The following is a 19,552-nucleotide window of genomic DNA, read 5'->3' as shown; positions in this document are numbered from 1 at the left end:
ATTAAAAACATTTTATTTGCGACGTATTCCTATTAACTTTCCGGAAGAAAGTCAATAAAGATTCAATCTGTATTTAAAACAGGGTTGCCACCTGTTTCCTATATTTTTGGTAAACCTTTTTCGATTCTTCAACAGGATTTCCGCTAGGTTTAACAGGATAATCCTTCCTCGCATTTACCCAATCCCACTCCCACTGTTTGATCTCTTTGGCGAACTCCTCTTTATTCAAAGGCTTTTTCCCATCCAGATCCATTCGAACTGCTGTAAAGAACTTTTGCCATCTCGGCTTATAGAAGTCATTCAATAAACCACTCCACTGCCTGCATGCATACTCATTTAGCGGACAGTCCTTATCACCCCAAAGGGTAATAAGATCTTTTGCATTCATTTCATAGATCGCTTTCTCTTTTTCGGTTCTTCCCCAAGCACGTGCATCAGCAACCCATGGACCAAGCATAAAATCTTTTTGAGAGGCGAGCAATCTATCCATATCCCCGATCAGATCTAAAAACTGTTTACTGTATTTTTGAAATGCCTGTTTATCCCGCTGTTCATAGGCGGCAACGAATTTTCTTTGAAGGGGTAGAGCGTGGTTTGCAAGAACCTGCCTGCTTAAGTCCACCAGATCATACTGAAAACCACTACTATTTTTGCATGATTCGGAAGCTTTTATCAAAGCATCCCAGGCTGGAAGAATCTCTGTCGCCTCATAGTTCAACTTGGTCTTTGCCCATCTGCTGGAACTATCAGTGGTAGGACGAGCCTGAATGATCGACTCTGCACCATCACGAATATACTTATCTGCAGGAACCGTATAGACCGTCTTTCTCAGAATATTCCAGGCCTTGATTGCTTCTTTATTTTTACTGCCATAACGATTGTACACAAACTTTGGGAGCCATTCATTAAGATCAATAGATTCCTTTCGCCATGTGTTCTCCATCATTAACTCATACATCACCGGATTCTGCTCGATCCCTTCCATACTGAGTCCTATTCCTTTCAGATTTCCACTTTTAGGATCATTAAGAGCCTCTGCCGGAGCTTGGGCTACAACGTCCATACGACCGAAAAGATTAGTATTTCCCCCGAAGTTGTGCAACATGTTCCAGATCCAGGGTTTCCCATAAAAAGCACTTGTGCGTTTCCATACCGGCTCTATTTCTGTCGCAAGATCTAACAAGATCATTTTGTCATTTGGTACGGCTTTCAACAAAGCTTCAGTCTGCGGTTCTTTCCAAAACTTCCTGTCGCTATAGAACAACCAGCCCTGCATCACCCAAACCGCGTCCGGATCTGCCTGACGCATTCCTTCATATACCCTTGCACTTAGTTTAGACAAGAACTCTGGTTCATCAGAAGGCGGTTCATTTTCATTAAAGGTATCAGCAGAATACAAATGGTCTGTACCCAATAATTCCGTTTGTTTCTCGAGGAACATCTTTCCAATACGGGCAAACATCGGATCTTCGGAATCAAGTATGTAAGTATCAGCAAAACCGTTGGTCCAATTAGTTTTCTTTAGCTTTGCAGTTGGGAATTTTTGTTTAAAGCTAGCCGGAACATGCCCGGTGAAGGCTGGTAAAACAGGCTTCATACCTAATGAACGCTCCCGTTGAAGGATTTTCTTTTGCAGTTCAAAATGCTCTTTCATCCAGTTTAATGGCAGCGGACCACCCCATGCGTCTATATTTCCCATCCAAAACCAGGAGAAGTACGCCGGTCCTGTGAAGAAGCCGTTCAAGTCTTCATCGCTAAAACCCATCTCCTTGTATACCAAATACCAGGTATACTCCTCACCTGTTATAGCGAGAGGCATATTAATTCCGTGGAGTGCCATCCAGTCAATCTCCTTTTCCCATCTGCTCCAATCCCACCAACTCATACTATAATTAAAGGTGCAGTAGTTCAGGTAGTACCTGTATTCATAGGGAGTTTCCTTTCTTACCTTACCTGGAATAGCCGGTAATACTTTAGGCATTTTTAAATTGCTGCCATTCCAGGTGATTTGGCAGTGGCAATATTCTGTGAGGTAGTAATATAATCCCGACGCTAGTGCGCCTCCGTTATTTCCACGCAAGACTATTTTTTTACCGCGGCTTTCCAGCTCAAAAACGTCCTTTCCTGCCAAGCCAGGGGCGTCTTCCACAATAAATAGACTGGTATAACCAGGCAGGATCCTTGAAAGTAATTCCTTTCCTGCTTGCAGGTGAGACTGTGCCTGCACAAATAATGCAGGGAAAAGTAGGATAAAGCAAAATAAAGATCTTTTTAAGCGCATAAGAGTTCGACTACCAATAGATTGTATAAAGAGCTGTAAGTATCCCGGTAATAAGTACCGATCCAAAAGCAAAGCTGGGATGAATGCGGAACATGGAAGTGTCAACCTCAATTACCGTTTCATTGCTTTCCTTAGGCTGACTTAGAAGGCTCATTGCAACCATAACGATACATATGATCACAAAGTCAATGGTCATCCGGTCAAGGAAAGGGTAATCAGGAAACGCTCCGTTTGTCCATACTGGTAAAAACTTAAGAATCGTAGACAAAGGAATCGTAAGTAAAGCTCCCGCCATAGCAGCACTCGCGGTTGTACGCTTCCAGAAAAAACCCAAAAGGAAAATTGCCAATACGCCGGGAGAAATAAAGCCCACATATTCCTGGATGAATTGATAGGCTTGATCGAGTGATTTCAGGGCAGGTGTAACAATAGCTGCAATGGTCATGGCTACAACTACCGCCCAACGTCCAACCCTCACCATCCTCCTTTCATCCGCCTCCTTATTGAAGTATTTCTTATAAATATCCAGGGAAAAAATGGTAGATATGCTATTTGCCTTACCGGCGAGTGAAGCAACTATTGCAGCAGTTAGTGCAGCAAACGCGATTCCTTTTAAACCTGGAGGTAATAAATTCATAAGGGTTGGATAAGCATGATCTGGCTTTAAAACTCCATTGTCGGTCATCTCTGCCTGAAACATTCCCTTATTATGCAATACATACATCACAATTCCCGGAAGCACAGCGATCAGAGGAACCAATAATTTAAGGAAGGCCGCAAAGAGAATACCCTTTCGGGCCGTCTTTAAATCAGCACCCAATGCCCGCTGTACGATGTATTGATTACAGCCCCAGTAAGCAAGGTTATTAATAAGCATCCCTCCAATAATTACTGAGGTGCCTGGTAATTCGTTATAATACTTGTTAGATGAATCGAAGATCATATGAAAGTGACCAGGGGCCTCTTTTCTCAGAATGGCCAATCCGCTTAAGATGTCTTTTCCAAATCCATATTGTTGTGCCAGTAAGGTAAGGGCCAGATAGGTAGTGACCAGTCCGCCGATTATAAGTACACAAACCTGAATAACATCAGTATAACCAATTACTTTCATTCCACCCAGTGTTACAATCATGGAGAAAACACACAGAGCAACAATGCAAAATTCAAAGCTCACCGAGGAAATAGATGAGATAGCCAATGCTCCCAGATAGATGATGGAGGTAAGATTTACAAATACATATACCAATAACCAGAAAATAGCCATCACGGTGCTTACACTGTCATTATACCGCTTGGATAAAAACTGAGGCATAGTAAATATTTTATTCTTAAGATATACGGGGATAATAAATACCGCTACAAGGATTAACGTGGCGGCAGACATCCATTCATAAGATGAAATTGCCAGTCCCAGAGCAAAGCCGGAACCTGACATTCCAATAAAATGCTCAGCTGAAATATTCGATGCAATAAGCGACGCACCGATTGCCCACCAGGTAAGTGAGCCTTCTGCCAGGAAAAAATCTTTTGAGCTAACTTCCTTAGTCTTCTTCTTCTGATAGACATAGTAGCCGTAAAAAGCAACAACGACGAAGTAGATGAAGAAGACGATGTAGTCTGCGGTTTTTAATTGGTTCATTGTTGATTGATGATTAGTTTGATAATTGCTTAATTAATTGAAGTTTAAAGCTTCATAAACATTTTTCTTAAATATAGAAACCTTAGTAGGAAAAGCTGAATTATAAGCACGCCAATCCAGATCAGTGCATGATGGAGTACATCTGGAGTCCGGTTGATGAGCCCTCCGAAGATAAATTCTGAGCTAGCCTGAAAATTAACGAACCCGTGAGCCGCCAGATAAATAAGAATTGAATTAGTACCGATCCAGATCAGCGGCTGGCTCCACTTTTTCAATCCCCATACGTCTATCACAAGATAGAAGATGGAAAAAACTAACAGGCTTAAGCCACCGGCAAAAAGCACAAAGGAACTTGTCCACATGATCTTGTTAATCGGAAATAGTAAATCCCACAGCAAGCCGGCAACTACCATTACTATTCCTCCAAGAATCATTGTTACTCCCTTTCGGGCGGGAGTAAACTCTAAGTTAATCGGAACATTTGTTCTTAAGAACTGCCCCGTAAATACCCCAAGTAATGCAGTTCCCACGGCAGGGACAGTTGATAGCAAACCTTCAGGATCATAAACCTGACGATGTAGTTTTCCAGGAAGTAATAAGCGATCTATAAATGCTGACAGATTTCCGGCCGGAGTAAATATTCCATTGCCATAAATAGGAACCGGAATTAAAGTCATCATTGCCCAGTACCCTAACAAAATTACCCCGAACCAGATAACCTGCTTTTTCAACGAACAATTTAAATAAATTAGTGCTGCAAAAAAACAAGCAAGAGCTATTCTGCCTAAAACACTTGCAAAACGCGTATTTTCGTATCCCGGAAACTTGAGCAATCCATTAACTACCATTCCCAATACGATCAATAAAATCGTACGTTTAACTAGAGAAACATAAATTTGCCGTTTTGTTCCCTTACCTTTAATTTCATGGCCATCCAGGTATCGTGCATAGGAGAAGGGCATGGAAACACCGGCAATAAAAATAAACAAGGGAAATATCAAATCGTAAAATGTAAAGCCATTCCAAACCGAATGGTGCAATTGATTACTGATCCCGATCATTATCTTTTCTAACACAGATAATCTTGAATCTGTAGCTATTTGCCAGCTTTCCGGGTCCTGCACCAAAGAGTACTTTTGCTTGATAGCAGCTGCAAAACCATGAAAGATCTCTTCCCCGCTAATAATCCAGAACATATCAAAGCCCCTTAAAGCATCCAGGGACAATAGTCTTGTATTGACTTTTGTTACCGGGGGATTGTCAACAGAAATACCTGTAGCTAACTCAATCATACTGACCTTTTAATTGAAGAGGAATCGTTATTTCTTTATAAGTGTGTTATACAAAATTTTTCCCTCATGATTGATTGCCTGTACACGTAGTTGATTAGATGTAACAGAAAATAACATAAAACCATAGTCTGAAGCAGAAAATTTACTATGATCTATTAACCGGGCCGAAGTGGCTTCAGAAGCAGCCCCTGAAATAAAATGATGTGTAGTGCCCGGTGGCTTTATATATTGCAGACTATGCTCATGACCGGTTAAATAAACGTCCACTCCATACTTATCCAAAACTGGCTTCAAAGAATTTCTTATTGCTTTTGTATCGTAACCTTCGGTTCTGCTACCGCCAGTGAACATTGGATGGTGACCTACCACTATTTTCCATTTAATATCAGCACCCGCACTTTGCAGTGTTTTCTCCAGCCATCGCTTTTGCTTAGTTGTATCCTGCCCCTTTACATTCGGTCCGTACTCAGCATTTTTGTAAAATTCGGGAATCAGGGGATTAGTATCAATGAAAACCATAAGAACCTTTTGGGAAGGATCATTATTGATATTAAATGTCTTTGAATAATAGCGTGCCGGCATCTTCCATCTTCTGCTTATAGATGAGTATTCTACCTGGGCGTCAGGATTTGACTTGTAATCATGGTTACCAAGTATCACATACCAATCCCACTGCAATGAAAAATCGGTATAAATATCCTCGAAGGAATACTTAAAAAGTGGGTCAGTTTTGCTGATCACTCCGCTTGGATAAAAATTATCTCCTGTTGCTACTACAAACTGAGCTTTCACATCGCGGGCAGTCTTTCCCATTTGCCTGGCCACTTCCTTCTGATGATCATCTCCGTTCCGGCCCCAGTCGCCCATAGCAATAAAATTAAGAGCCAGAGGTTCTTTAACCAGTACTTTATTTTCCGAAGGTACAAAAGTACTATCGCGAATCAGTACCTGGGCAGTAGCAAAAAATATAGAACTTAAAAAGGATACAACAGGAACAAGAAGGTATAGCTTTCGCATTATATGAACAAGATAAACAAAGCCTCCGGACTTTTCGCCCGGAGGCAGACTTAGTTTTAGTAATTTATAGTTCTTAGTTATAACCTGGATTTTGCACCAGATTAGGATTGGTAGCCATTGCTGTTGTTGGTATAGGGTAAATACGGCGATAAAGATCCGAATTAGTTTTGCCTAGGCCCCAGGTTCCTTCAAATTTTCCAAAACGAATCATATCATTACGATGCCAGTTTTCCCAGGCAAACTCTCTGCTTCTCTCTTTGTACAACTCTTCGAGGTTAATACTAGTATAAGCACCAGAAGTGGTACGGTTAGTTTTAACCTGATTTACCAGGGATAAAGCTGTAGCTCCTAAGGTAGGAGTTCCACCACGTAAAATTGCTTCAGCTTTCATAAGGAGAATGTCTGAATACCGGAACACTGGAACATCATTACTTTGATTTCTACCAACTGTGTTCGTGTAATCCGGATAGAACTTAATGTTCCTCACACCTGTATTCCAGGCAATCTCATCCTTCCCAAGATCATAAGAATTTGCACCAAACCTCGAGCCTGTAAGTGGAGTTAAATTAAGATGGTACACGTAGGGCTTTTTAGCTTCATCCCCTGTTACTGTTTGGTCGTAGCCGCCCTTTGTTGTACTTACCATAATAGGACTTCCATCCTGCCAATATTGTAATCCGCTTAACCATTGCTTGTTTCTTACGTCATTAGGATCATTAAAGTTAGCATAGAATTCTGCTGTTGTCATCCTCGGACCGCTTGGTCTGGCATTTAACAGTCCATTACCGGTATTTAAATTCATTACAGGGTTCGTATAAGTCCCTGGTGTTGATCCAGAATATGAATATCGGATACCTAAATTCCGGTTAAGGTCATAACGGGCATGTAACATATAACCGTTTGATGTTGACGCATCATAAGGAATTGCAAAAATAAACTCCTTCTGGCTTGGACCATTTGTAGGATAAAATTGTTGTAAGTAAGTGGAGGCAGGTTCAACCGCATATAAACCAGAGCTTATAATCTGATCGCAAGCCGCTATACACTCATTATATCTTGCCGTTCCAGTGTACACTTCCGAATTTAAGTACATCTTGGCTAACATTGCATATGCCATATATTTCGTTGGCTTGCCATAGGTACTAGCTCCGGTTATTCCCTTTAAATAAGGTATGGCATTTTTCAGCTCCTTTTCAACAAAACTGAATACTTCAGCTCTGGGCGCTTTTGCTTTTAATTCTTTGCTTCCATAAACCGTGTCAAGAGGTACTCCTCCATACAGGTCCATCATCATGAAGTAAGACAAGGCTCTTATCGTCCTCAATTCCGAAAGAGTTGTACTCTTGTCGTTACCGGCCGGAGCAGACTGGTCTATAATGGAAAGAGCTTGATTGGATGTTCCAATAATATTACTCAAGTAACTCCATACAGCTGAAACCGATCCATTATCTTTTGTCCAGGTATGACGATGAGACTCCAGGTAACGGTTTCCATCCACCCAGTCTGAACCAAAGAACGGCAATACCGCTTCATCAGTTGAAAGACTTTGCAAAAACCAATAGGCTACTGAATAATCGCTTCTTAAATTTATATAAACCGGTCCAGTTGCTGCAGTAAGCTGAGAAGCTGTTTTAGGGAAAACCTCCGGAGTAAGCTCAGATGTTACTTCAACTTCCACTTTTTGACAGGAAGAAAACAATACAGCCGTGGTTAAAAGACTGGCTATTCCATTAAATATCTTTTTCATCTTGAATCTTCTTCTTTTTTAAAATGATACGTTAGCTCCCAATAAGAATGTACGGGTTTTAGGATAAAAATTGTTATAATCTATACCTGGAGCAGCTCCTCCCTGATTAATTTCCGGGTCTATTCCTGAGTATTTAGTTATGGTGAACAGATTATTTACCGAGAAATACAGCCTGATGTTATTTACGTTTTTTACAGACTTCTTGATATTATATCCAAGAGTAGCGTTGTCTAAACGAACATATGATCCATCTTCGATATAACGATCTGAGTAGAAGGAATTTTTGTTATCGTTGATCTTATCGTCCGCTGCACTATTTAATAAATTGTTGCTCGTAGCTGCAGTTACAAAAGATAGATCGGCTCTTGTTGCGTTAAATATTTTATTACCAAAAGTGCCGCGAAGGAATACATTCAGATCCCAGTTATTATATCTCACGGTATTGCTCCAACCCATCATCAATTTAGGCTGAGGGCTTCCTACATAAAAGTAGTTTGTACCACTAACCGGAGTTGAAGTGATAGATCCATCTCTATTGTAGAATTGAGATACGCCATTAGCATCCTTTCCAGCATATTTCAAAGAATAAAACTGGCCAATCGGATAACCAACTTTCAGGATTTGAAGACTCGCACCAGATTGACCAGGACCTTCAGGACGAGTGTATACAATAGAATCTCCATTTGCATAAGGACTGGTAAGGTTAGTAATTTTATTCTTATTACTTGCCAGGTTAATGCTTGTTGACCAATTAACTTTTTTGCTTGCTACAGGGGTTGCGCTTAAGCTAAATTCAATACCTCTGTTATTAATACTTCCGCCATTCGACCAGATGGCCCCGCCTGGTACCAGTGCATTAGATACATTGTATCTGAAAAGCATTCCTTTTGTATCTTTCTCGTAAACATCAAAGGTACCGGTAACCTTGTTGTTGAAGATTCCAAAATCAAAACCTAAATTTTTTGAAGTAGTTTTCTCCCATTTCAAATCCGGATTAGCTCCCTGAGTTGGTCCATATGCGGCTTCCATAACTCCATTGTTATAGTAAGTACCATAAATGCCGTAAAGAAGTTTCGCATTATAGGCGCCTATTCCCTGTGAATTACCAGTTACGCCGTAGCTTCCTCTTAATTTTAATTCAGAGATCACTGGTATTTGCTTCATGAACTCTTCCTGACTAATTCTCCAGGCCAAACCTACAGAGGGGAAATAGCCCCAATAGTTGTTTTCTCCAAATGCAGAACTTCCGTCTTTACGAATGGATCCCTGGAACAAATATTTATCTTTGTAATTATAGTTCAGACGGGCAAAATCAGATATCATCCTAATTTGTCCGTAAGTAAGGTCATCCCCGGCATTTATCCTGTAAGTTGGAATTGCATAAGGGTTACCCAAGCTAAGGTTAGAATAACCAATATTATCTGCCGGGAAGTTTGTGCTAGACGTTTGAAAACCCTCGCCATAAATGTTCTCCTGGTAAGAATAACCTAATACTGCAGTAAGTGAATGGTCACCCAGCTTTTTATTCCAGGTCAAGAACGTCTCTAACGTTTTATTTGTATTCTGGAATGTGTTCCTCAAAGCTGAGCCATTGGTCCCAAATAAATTGCCGATCAAGGTTTTTTGAATACCAATCCCAGGATCTGGATTGTTATAAAATCCAGCAGTAGGATATTGAGAAAAATACCGATTGTAAAATTCGCCATGCAGGGAAGTTGTTCTTTGGTAGGATAAATTAACGTTGTAGGTTAAATCGAATGGGAGTTTTACCTCAGTATTAAAACCACCTATTAAAACATTATATTTCGTTTCATCTTTAGCATTATCAATCAATGAAACTGGGTTATAATACCCGGTTGTGTTAAAATTTTCAAAATAGTTACCATTATTGCGCATTACAGGAGAGATGGGAAGGTGTTTCGCTGCCTGTTGCAAGACAATATTCTGTAATGGTGTATAATTTGAATTACTGCTGGAGTTCGACAAATTCAAACTGAATTTCACCTTATCTTTCAAAGCATACTGATCGATATTCAAGCGACCGATAATACGCTCTAGTGATGATTTAGAGAGGATACCATCCTTCTTGAAATAATTGATGCTCGCACTATACGTACTATGCTCAGATCCGCCGCTAAAAGAAAGGTTGTGATTGTGGGCTACAGCAGAAGAGCGCTGAATTGCAGCCATCCAGTTTGTATTTGAACCAGAACTATCATTTGGTGAAAATGATGCATTGTTTGCTGCTACATATGCGCTTAATTGATCAGCATTCATTAGATCAAGCTCGCTACTAACTTTCTCGTTAGAAATGTAACCACTATAAGTTACCTGAGACTGACCTTTTTTACCTCTTTTGGTGGTCACCATAATTACACCACTCGCTGCTCTGTTTCCATAGATTGCTGTAGCAGCGGCATCCTTTAATACGTCAATGGAAGCAATATCGTTCGGAGCAATAGCTGAAATGTCAGCACCGGGAATTCCATCAATTACATAGAACGGTGCTCCAGGACTGTTAACTGTAGAAGCTCCACGTAGAATAACAGCAGCTGGTTTATTCGGGTCACCACTTGCACTCACATTAAGTCCCGGTACCTTTCCTTGTAATAATTGCCCTACATCGGCAATGGCACCTCTATTCAGCTCTTCTGGTTTTACCGTAGTTACAGAGCTCGACAGTGTTTTACGACTGCTTGTTCCGTATCCTACTACCACAACTTCTTTTAATGCTTTATTTTCGTCATTTAATACTACTTTATAGCTTGTTTGGCTGGTTATAGCCAGCTCCTTTGTAGTATAAGAAACCGCAGTAAATACCAACACGTCACCTTGTTTGGCACTTATATTAAAGGCCCCGGCAGCACTTGTTGACGTTATTTTTTTTGTTCCTTTTACGGTTACGTTCACTCCTGGTACACCTAACCCGTCCTTATCTACCACTGTACCACTAATACGTTGTTCGGTCTGCGCGAATGCAGTTTCCGATAATGCAAAGAATAAAAACAAAAGCAGAAAATTCATCCATCTGCCCATAGTACATCTAAGGTCGATTCTCATCATCTTAAAATATTTGATCGTTAAATTGGTTAATACTGCTATGGAAGCTTAAAATTTTAGTGTGGCAGGAAGATACTTGGCTACCAGATCTTCATAGTACGGTTTTAACTCCGCCCAGCTCTTCTGGTTCGGATTTTTCGAATACAAATCGTAAGGATTGAACAGCTTAACCCACTTGAACATTTCGTGGTCATGTTCGCTCATCAGATGATTGTAAGCATGCTCCCGGTGCTGGGAATAGAATGAATGATAGCGTAGCATATACAAGCCGGGCTCAGGGATATAATCCTTCATCATATGATACACATATTCGTCGTGCCCCCATGACATGTGCACCTTGTCCAGGCCACAATTTTCTTGATAGATCCCTAACTTGGTGTTGTACCTTTCATCGGTATAGTCTGGATTATGCTCAAAGAATTCTGAGTAAACGATCTTATCGGAGAAAGCACAACCTACGGGGAAAGTGTCACCGACCACTGCCCATTGGGGCTCGCCGAATAAGCATAATACTTTTCCCATGTCGTGGATCAATCCAACAAGTACCATCCAGTCTGGATGACCGTCATTGCGGATAGCTTCAGAAGTTTGAAGCAGGTGCTGCATCTGATCTAAATCTGTATCTGGATCAGAATCGTCTACTAATTGGTTTAAGAACGTAAAAGCTTCCCAAATGGGCATTTCCTTCTTATCGAACTTAAGGAAGTCGGCCTTCTTCTGCATCACAAAGTCGTAACTTTGATACAAATGATTTAAGCTGTAAAATTCTCTTACTCCGTCCTTCTCAGTTTCCTCGTAGTTCCTAAACTCCTCGACTTTTTTATCCTGGTTAATTACAGATGGATCAGGATACCTATTCAACACATCCTCTTCCCATTCATCGAGGTTCGAAAGTGGCCTTAAGTCTTCGGCCGATAAAGCGTTTTCGTCTGGATTCATAAACTATAATTGGTGTTACTGCCATTAAAGTTCAATAAATAAAGGATCACATTTTTCAAATCGCCGTGGAAAATTTACTTAAACGATTAAGTAAAAAATGATATTTTGCACATTATTAAATGATTTTTAGCACTCAAGAATATGAGCAATGTCACGATTAAGTTACTTGCAGAACGATTAAATCTATCAACAGCAACTATCTCTAAAGCGCTGTGTGACAGCCACGAAATAAGTATTGCAACTAAAGAAAGAGTGCTTGCCCTGGCTAAAGAATTAGACTATGTTCCCAATCCATATGCAGGTAGCCTACGCAGGAATAAGAGTAAAACTATTGCAGTATTGATACCTGAAGTTGCAGATAGTTTTTTTTCTCTTGCACTTAACGGAATTGAAGAAGTTGCACTGGAAAAAGGATATCATACCCTCATTTATCTTACACACGAGAAACTTGAGAGGGAAAAATCAATTTTGAAATCATTATCAGGTGGGCGAGTAGATGGAGTTATCATGTCGGTAACAGTAGAAACAGCCTCGTTTGAGCATATTAAAGAGTTCAATCGGCACTACCCCATCGTTTTTTTTGATCGTGTATGCAAAGAAATAGATACTGCAAAAATCACAACGAACGATTTTGAGTGCGGATATATGGCCACCAAACACCTGATTGAAGCAGGCTGCCAGAAAATTGCCTTAATATCTATTTCCAACAGTTTGTCAATAATTTCAGAAAGGACTGAAGGTTATAAAAAGGCTATTGAGGAATTTGGACTAAATGAGGATTGCTGCCCTATTATTGATTTCCCTGATGAGCCAGGACTCGAGTACGGCATTATTAGAAAAATGATGAGTAGTTCCAACAGGCCTGATGGTATTGTAGCTACGGGAGAAAAACTGACCACTCCGATTTACCTTGTTTGTCAGCAAATGGACATCAATATTCCTAAGGACATTAAAGTAATCTGTTTTTCTAATCAATCCTCAGCAATAATCCTCAATCCAACCCTTACTACCATCACACAACCTGCTTTTGAAATGGGCAAAAAAGCAGCCAGCGTTCTCCTTAAATCATTAAAGTATAACAGTCTTATCTTGACAGAAGAAAGCACGGTTATTTCCTCTACATTGATTGCCAGAGGTTCTACAGTTTGTTAAACTATAATTAAAACTAAATTAGTTTCTGAATAATATCGAAAGGTGAGATAAATAAAATGATTGATCTCACCTTTCTCGTTTTTTTGAGTATACAGAAATTTTCCAAATAAACATTCCCTACTAAAATATTAAACCTTTATAATTCCGATCCGTAATTTAGAAAAAGGAAAAGCGAGTGTTATGTTCCTTCTTATCTGCAAATTAGATTTTCACAAATGGTTAATAAGGAAAGACCTTAGTAGAAAAAAATGCAGCAGATGTGGAAGACGGTTAACCTCCTCAATAAATCAAAACGATGAAGGATAGCGTAAACTTTATACTATTTATAATCTTAATGTGCTTATTGTTACTTTTATTTCATTTTCAATAGGTTCGGCAGCGATATCAAAAAGGGTGTAAAATAGAAAAGCCAGGAATCAGATCCCTGGCCGTTCTATATCTAAATTAACGCTCTCAATAATTAATACGCAGAACAACCAACAGATGTTTCGTTTACCTGGAAACTTTTGTTCTATACTAACCAAAATCAGCTACTGTATTCCAATTCCGGCTTATATTTAATTGAGATCAATTTAGTTTTATTGTAACTCACCTAACCCTTCAGCCAACCTTGGGAGCAACAGCACTGATAGCAAATGTAGGCTCAGAAAAAATACAACGCCTCTAATTCCCTTATGTAATTAGTCCAGTCCTTGCGGGAGTTTTAATCCGGCTTTCAGGAGCAACGTTCCACAATAATTTTTCCCCTAACAGGAATTATTCAAGAAACAAAAATTGAATCAAGATCCGGCAACTGTATAGACGATAATTTTTACATTGGAATTAAAACAATAAGACGCAGCTTTTGTATTCTTGCCAGATAACATATTTGAAATGCAAATAACACCACTTACAAGGATTGTATACGTAAGCACCGCCTCAGAAAAATTGTCGGAGGGCGAGTTACAAGCAATCCTAACAAAAAGCAGAAGTAATAATGCAAAGAAAAACATTACTGGCTTACTGATCTATAGTGCCGGAAACATTATGCAAGTTCTTGAGGGGGATAAGCAAGACCTCGAAAACCTTTACAAGATCATCAATCAGGACCCGCGACATTTCGGTGTGATCAAGCTTCAGGAAGTAGTTGTAAATAGCAGGATATTTTCAGAATGGTCGATGGGATTTAAGACAGTATCGCCGGAAGAATTCAAAAAAGTAGAAGGGTATCTGGATATCAGAGATTCAAATACCATGCAAGTGGCTAAAAGTGACGATACACTCAGGGAGATCTTAGAGTTGTTCATCAATAACAATCAATAAAATCTCAATTGCTTTAGTTTAAACCTAAAGCAATTGATCTATTTCGAGGCTCTCTTCTCATCAGGGTTCATAATGATCCCGTCCCTTAATTTCTTTGGCAAACTATTAAATACCAGATCATACGAATGATCAATCAGCTCCTTCAATTGCTGAAAGCTTAACCTGCCCTGCATATTTACGGTATTCCAATGTACCTTGTTCATATGATATCCGGGCGTTACTTCATCATATTCTTCACGTAATTGCACAGCTTTCTCAGGATTGCATTTCGCATTAAAAGCTACTGGATTAGCCAAATCAATTAGCAGGAACATTTTTCCACCTACCTTAAATACAAGTGTGTTCTCATCAAAAGGAAAAGATTCTGTAACACCAATCTTTCCAACGCATATTTCTCTTAATACTTCAATATCCATAAACCATTTAGTATAAAAGCAAATAGTATCCAAAAAGCAATAAGACTCATTTTTCGATGAAACAATATTACGGATTAGGTCTTATTTAAATATAAACCTCCTAAGAATATTAATGAAAGGGTCTTTCATCAAAAACCTGCACAAGGCATTTGCTACCGGGCTGTTTTTGCTTGGATTAAGCTCCACGGCTTCTTATTTTGCCATCCGGGAGTCTTATAGCCGGGCCGAATGGGTAAAGCATACAGAACAAGTAAAGGGCCAGTTAGAAGCGCTGTGCTCTTACCTTAAGGATGCCGAAACAGGTGTCAGAGGATATATGCTCACCGGAGCCCCGGTAACTTTAGCTCCTTTCCATGGATCTTATAAACATGTTTCAGATACATTTAATTCCCTGGCGATACTCACTAAGGACAATAAGGAACAACAGTCTACCTTACCAAAACTCCGGTCGCTTATCCAAGTAAGATATCAAATCTTGCACGATCATATCGAAGATAAAAGGGTTCGTAACAGGGTTGATAGCTTAAGAGTTTTCAAGGGAAAGGCTGTAATGGACAGCATAAGGACCACAATTAGTCAGATGCAGCAACATGAAGATCTACTGCTGAAACGAAGGGAAGAACTATGGAGCACATATAAAAGTCTGAGTCCCCTACTTATTATACTCATTGCCATAACAGGAGCGATCACAGCCTACTACTTCTGCAAACAATTAAAAATCACCTACTTCAGGAATGTTCAGCTGCAAAAGATCCTCCAGCAGGAGAAGATTGACACCGACAAGCGTATTAAACTGATCGAGGATATATCTCAACAAGTATCACTTGGCAATTATCAGTTAAGACTCCAGGAAAAAGAAAGCGATGTTCTCGGCAGACTTGCTGCAAGTCTTAACCGGATGACTGCATCGCTGGAATATTCTTTTAATGCACTGAAGGAGCTGATGGTGAAAAAGGATGAATTCGTAAGTATAGCCGCTCACGAGTTGAAAACGCCACTCACCAGTATTAAAGCCTATTTACAGTTCATTGGAAGGGTTAGACTGGAATCAGAGGAAGGGCGAAGGATCTACCCGTTTGTAAGTAAGGCCAATCTTCAGGTGAACAAATTGACAACTATCATTCGTGACTTATTAGACGTGACCCGGATTAATGAGGGAGGACTTCCTCTTCAATTATCTGAGTTTTCGATTAGGGAGGCTATTCTTGAAGTATCTGATGAGCTGTTCCACTCTATTAAAACTCATGAACTATTTATCGAAGGAGAGCCTGATATCCGCGTTAATGCAGATAAATTCAGAATCGAACAAGTTTTAATCAATCTTATAACAAACGCGGTAAAGTATTCTCCAGAGAGAAATAAGGTTATTGCAGAGGTAATTCAAATAGAGGGTTATGTAAAAGTTTCTATTAAAGATTTCGGAATCGGTATCCCTAAAGATCAACTTCCACTGATATTTGAACGGTATTTCAGGGTAGAGCAAACATCCCAGAACTTTGCCGGCCTGGGTTTGGGTCTATATATTTCTAACGGTATAGTTAGAAAACATGGAGGAGAAATGGGGGTGAACAGCACACCAGGAGAAGGTTCAGTATTTTGGTTCACCCTTCCTACAATAAACGTGGATAATAGCCATAAGAGCTAATTTTATCTCTTTGTTAAACCTAAATAATTATAATCGTTCTATTTGTTAAATACTTTAAATTTGTAATCTTCGCAAACTCTAAAAATGTCGGTAAATCTTTACAAGAGAATCATTTTCACAACTATTTTCCTTACAGCCATATATTTTGTAAGCGTCTCTTTTAAAAATACACTTCCACTAAAAACTATCGTTATTGATGCTGGCCATGGAGGTATCGATGCTGGTTCAAGAGGGAAAATATCATCAGAGAAATTTGTGACATTGCAGGTTGCATTAAGACTGGGCAAAGCGATCCGTGAGCGTTATCCTGATACCAGAGTGGTATATACGCGCTCTACTGACGTCTTTATTCCTCTGTATAGACGGATTGAGATTGCAAATCAATCAAAGGCTGATCTTTTTATCTCGATTCACTGTAATTCAATGCCTTCTAATTCCCCTACCCGCACTACAACTAATGGGACCGAGACTTTTGTTTCGGGATTCGGGAGGACAAAGGAGCAGGATGTTGCGGTAAGGGAAAACGCATCAATTCTACTCGAGAAAAATTATCAGAAAAACTATGATGGTTATGATCCACGGGATCCTGAAAGTATTATCATTTTTTCCCTCATAAAAAACACTAATCGTACGCAAAGCATTAAGTTTGCCAAGTTGCTGCAAACGGAGTACGTAAAGACTGGCCGTCAAAGCAGGGGTTTTAAGGAGCAAAGCTTAGCTGTTTTAGCTAAAGCCGGTATGCCTGCTGTATTAACTGAAATTGGTTTCATTAGTAATCCAACAGAAGAAAGATACCTTAATTCCGACGAAGGACAAGACGAACTTGTTGCAAGCCAGCTTAAAGCCATTGAGGCATATGGACGAGCTGTAGATTAAGTAAGGTTATTTCCGGAAACTTATGTCACCCTCCGGCAATTCTGTTATAGGAATCTGAGCAGGACCTGGATCTTTTTCCTTTTGTGCTGATGCATCAGTTCGCAGTAACTTTATATCATTAATTCGCTTCAATAACCTTTCGCGATTATAAGGACAACTTATGTCAACAAGATATTCATCGTTACTTTGTGGCAAGAATGTAGTCATTTCTTCCTCTTGCCCTATATTCCAGGCTCCTACGATTTCAGAAGGGCTCCAATTTTTGGAATTCTGGTAGATGTTTTCGTTTAGACTGTTTACGCTATAAGCATGAAGAGACATACTTAATAGCAACACTCTTCCTTTAGGAAAACCTTCACCAAGTTCAATTACTCCTCCATCAAAACCAGTTCCAGGCCCAACAGAAATATCTTTTACGGGGTGATATCGATAACATTCGGATTTGAAATCAAATGACACTGCGAGGAATCTCAAAATATAATGATCAGCCTTTATCCCCTTGATATAGCTATAATCGAATTTAGGAATTACTACCTGTAACTTTCCACCTTCACTTAGTTCGGCCTTGACCCTTATGTTTAATGCCTCAGTAAGACGTGAATTATTGTTGAATTGAAATCCCAATAGGTAGTTCAAATCTACATCGTGCATATCCCGCTCACCCCTTACCTTGTGCCTGCAAGCTGTGAAAGCATTCCTTACCGCAGAGGTAAAGCGATTAACCATCGGACCATCATAGTCATAGAACGTTGGGGCAAAAGCTTCCCTCATTACCCTTGCAGAACCACTGCAAAGACCGAACTCTAAACCACTCTCTCTGCTGGGTACGGTCTGATTTATGTTTTCGGACTTCGATTGAGCTATCTGTTTTCCACGATAATAACGAAAATTAAGCTTTCCCACTGGCCCCCTGAAAAAACCTTTTTTATCGATAATAGCCATATACGTATACTTTAGGTAATAAGCAATGATTACAAAAATAAGTACCAAAAATTATCTCAGGAAGCAAGGTGACGAAAATCACTTTTTTACTGAGCAACATAAGGAATTCTTGACTTCTACCCGAGTCAACCTGTATTGTAAAGCTAAAAGCTTCGCAATAGGTCCACATTATATTGGTAAAAGGTGGACTTATTGTGCTAAAATAAGGGTATTACCATGGTGATACAGAAAATTTGAATAAGTATAGAAATGTGAACTAAGAACGATTTTAAGAATTGAAATCAGGGGCTGGAGAGAGGGGAAACGCCCTCTACTTATAGAAGAAATAAATTGGAAAATATAGGAATTTGAGGCTAAGCTGTTTGCTTGCTTTTGCGCAAATATTTGCGCTTATACTCAAGAGGAGTCAGACCAGTCACTTTCTTGAAGTGACGATAGAAGTTAGAGACATTATTAAATCCACAATCAAAGCATATCATCTCCGTGGGTAGTTTATCTTCAACCAGAGCCCTGCATGCGTGGCTTATCCGAATTTCTATCAAAAAATCGTAGTATGTCTTCCGCGTCATCAATTTGAAGTAGCGACAGAAAGAAGTAACACTCAGATTAGCAATTGAAGCAATTTCCTCTAAAGTTATATCCTTGTTATAATTAGATAGCGTATAGTTATAAACTTTATTTAGGCGTACAACATCCATTTCGTTGGATTGATACACATTCTGCTGAGTTACTATCTGTTTAAATTCGGTAGTTTCAGAAAGGGTCTGTAGTATGGACAAGAATATAACAATCCGTTCAAGGTTTGTTGCATTAAGTGCCGCCTGCATTAATTCTGCTATTTTAACCCTGGTCTCACCTTTAATATCCATTCCGCTTTTTGCTTTCTCAAACAACTTTGGAAGAAGGTAAGCTTCAGGTAGACTTAAAATATGTTTCCCTAAGCAGTCTGGAAGAAAATGAATTACTATCACCTCAATTTCCAGGTCAGAATTGTTCTGATAGTACTGATCACTGGATCGCCAGGTATGAGGGAGGTTTTCGCCAAGAAGAACAATCTCTCCCGGAGAGAAATTACTGATCTTATCTCCTATAAATTTCACACCCTCTCCCCTGATTATATAATGCAGCTCCAGTTCCGGATGGTAATGCCATATCCCCACGAAATTTGATTTAACATCATGCCTGACACTAAATGTACTTTCGGGCTTTACAGGTACTTTATGAAATAAAGGTTTCATAGCCGG

14 protein-coding genes are annotated in these 19,552 nt (G+C 39.6%); 4 read left to right on the top strand and 10 right to left on the bottom strand.

Features of this window, described 5'->3' with window-relative positions; translation table 11 throughout:
* Positions 1-73: 73 nt before the first annotated feature.
* The 7 genes from J4N24_RS22105 to J4N24_RS22075 all read right to left on the bottom strand — a co-directional run bounded on the left by J4N24_RS22105 (position 74) and on the right by J4N24_RS22075 (position 11,975).
* Positions 74-2,281, bottom strand: a complete 2,208-nt coding sequence (locus tag J4N24_RS22105) for an alpha-N-acetylglucosaminidase (protein ID WP_207535931.1) — start codon at positions 2,279-2,281, stop codon at positions 74-76.
* A gap of 10 nt (positions 2,282-2,291) precedes the next feature.
* Positions 2,292-3,920 (bottom strand): sodium/sugar symporter, encoded by a 1,629-nt coding sequence (locus tag J4N24_RS22100; RefSeq protein WP_207535930.1) that lies wholly within the window; start codon positions 3,918-3,920, stop codon positions 2,292-2,294.
* A gap of 44 nt (positions 3,921-3,964) precedes the next feature.
* Positions 3,965-5,212, bottom strand: coding sequence for an acyltransferase family protein (locus tag J4N24_RS22095; protein ID WP_207535929.1), 1,248 nt, complete (start codon positions 5,210-5,212; stop codon positions 3,965-3,967).
* 27 nt (positions 5,213-5,239) lie between these two features.
* Positions 5,240-6,229 (bottom strand): purple acid phosphatase family protein, encoded by a 990-nt coding sequence (locus J4N24_RS22090; protein ID WP_207535928.1) that lies wholly within the window; start codon positions 6,227-6,229, stop codon positions 5,240-5,242.
* Positions 6,230-6,302: 73 nt separating this feature from the next.
* Positions 6,303-7,976 (bottom strand): RagB/SusD family nutrient uptake outer membrane protein, encoded by a 1,674-nt coding sequence (locus J4N24_RS22085; RefSeq protein ID WP_207535927.1) that lies wholly within the window; start codon positions 7,974-7,976, stop codon positions 6,303-6,305.
* Positions 7,977-7,994: 18 nt separating this feature from the next.
* Positions 7,995-11,039 carry a SusC/RagA family TonB-linked outer membrane protein gene (locus J4N24_RS22080; RefSeq protein ID WP_242691771.1) on the bottom strand — a complete coding sequence of 1,015 codons (3,045 nt, stop codon included), beginning with the start codon at positions 11,037-11,039 and terminating at the stop codon, positions 7,995-7,997.
* Positions 11,040-11,084: 45 nt separating this feature from the next.
* A complete protein-coding gene (locus J4N24_RS22075) occupies positions 11,085-11,975 on the bottom strand; it encodes an inositol oxygenase family protein (RefSeq protein WP_207535926.1) in 891 nt (296 codons plus the stop codon).
* A 141-nt stretch (positions 11,976-12,116) separates the two neighbouring features.
* Here J4N24_RS22075 and J4N24_RS22070 point away from each other — a divergent pair, with 141 nt between their 5' ends.
* Entirely contained in the window at positions 12,117-13,127 is a 1,011-nt protein-coding gene (locus tag J4N24_RS22070) for a LacI family DNA-binding transcriptional regulator (RefSeq protein ID WP_207535925.1), read from the top strand.
* Positions 13,128-14,000: 873 nt separating this feature from the next.
* A complete protein-coding gene (locus tag J4N24_RS22065) occupies positions 14,001-14,429 on the top strand; it encodes a BLUF domain-containing protein (protein ID WP_207535924.1) in 429 nt (142 codons plus the stop codon).
* Positions 14,430-14,467: 38 nt separating this feature from the next.
* On the opposite strand, the gene J4N24_RS22060 is transcribed toward J4N24_RS22065, so the two are convergent.
* Complete coding sequence (locus tag J4N24_RS22060) at positions 14,468-14,845, bottom strand: MmcQ/YjbR family DNA-binding protein (RefSeq protein ID WP_207535923.1); 378 nt, start codon at positions 14,843-14,845, stop codon at positions 14,468-14,470.
* Positions 14,846-14,957: 112 nt separating this feature from the next.
* Here J4N24_RS22060 and J4N24_RS22055 point away from each other — a divergent pair, with 112 nt between their 5' ends.
* Both J4N24_RS22055 and J4N24_RS22050 read left to right on the top strand, forming a co-directional pair.
* Entirely contained in the window at positions 14,958-16,490 is a 1,533-nt protein-coding gene (locus tag J4N24_RS22055) for a sensor histidine kinase (protein WP_207535922.1), read from the top strand.
* Positions 16,491-16,574: 84 nt separating this feature from the next.
* A complete protein-coding gene (locus J4N24_RS22050) occupies positions 16,575-17,366 on the top strand; it encodes an N-acetylmuramoyl-L-alanine amidase family protein (protein WP_207535921.1) in 792 nt (263 codons plus the stop codon).
* Positions 17,367-17,372: 6 nt separating this feature from the next.
* Here the strand turns inward: J4N24_RS22050 and J4N24_RS22045 are convergent, their stop codons facing one another.
* A complete protein-coding gene (locus J4N24_RS22045; RefSeq protein ID WP_207535920.1) occupies positions 17,373-18,308 on the bottom strand; it encodes a hypothetical protein in 936 nt (311 codons plus the stop codon).
* A gap of 353 nt (positions 18,309-18,661) precedes the next feature.
* Positions 18,662-19,546 carry an AraC family transcriptional regulator gene (locus tag J4N24_RS22040; RefSeq protein WP_207535919.1) on the bottom strand — a complete coding sequence of 295 codons (885 nt, stop codon included), beginning with the start codon at positions 19,544-19,546 and terminating at the stop codon, positions 18,662-18,664.
* Positions 19,547-19,552 lie beyond the last annotated feature (6 nt).

It is taken from the genome of Desertivirga arenae (genome assembly GCF_017355785.1).
GTDB classification, from domain to species: domain Bacteria; phylum Bacteroidota; class Bacteroidia; order Sphingobacteriales; family Sphingobacteriaceae; genus Desertivirga; species Desertivirga arenae.
This window is presented reverse-complemented; position numbering and strand designations above follow the sequence as displayed.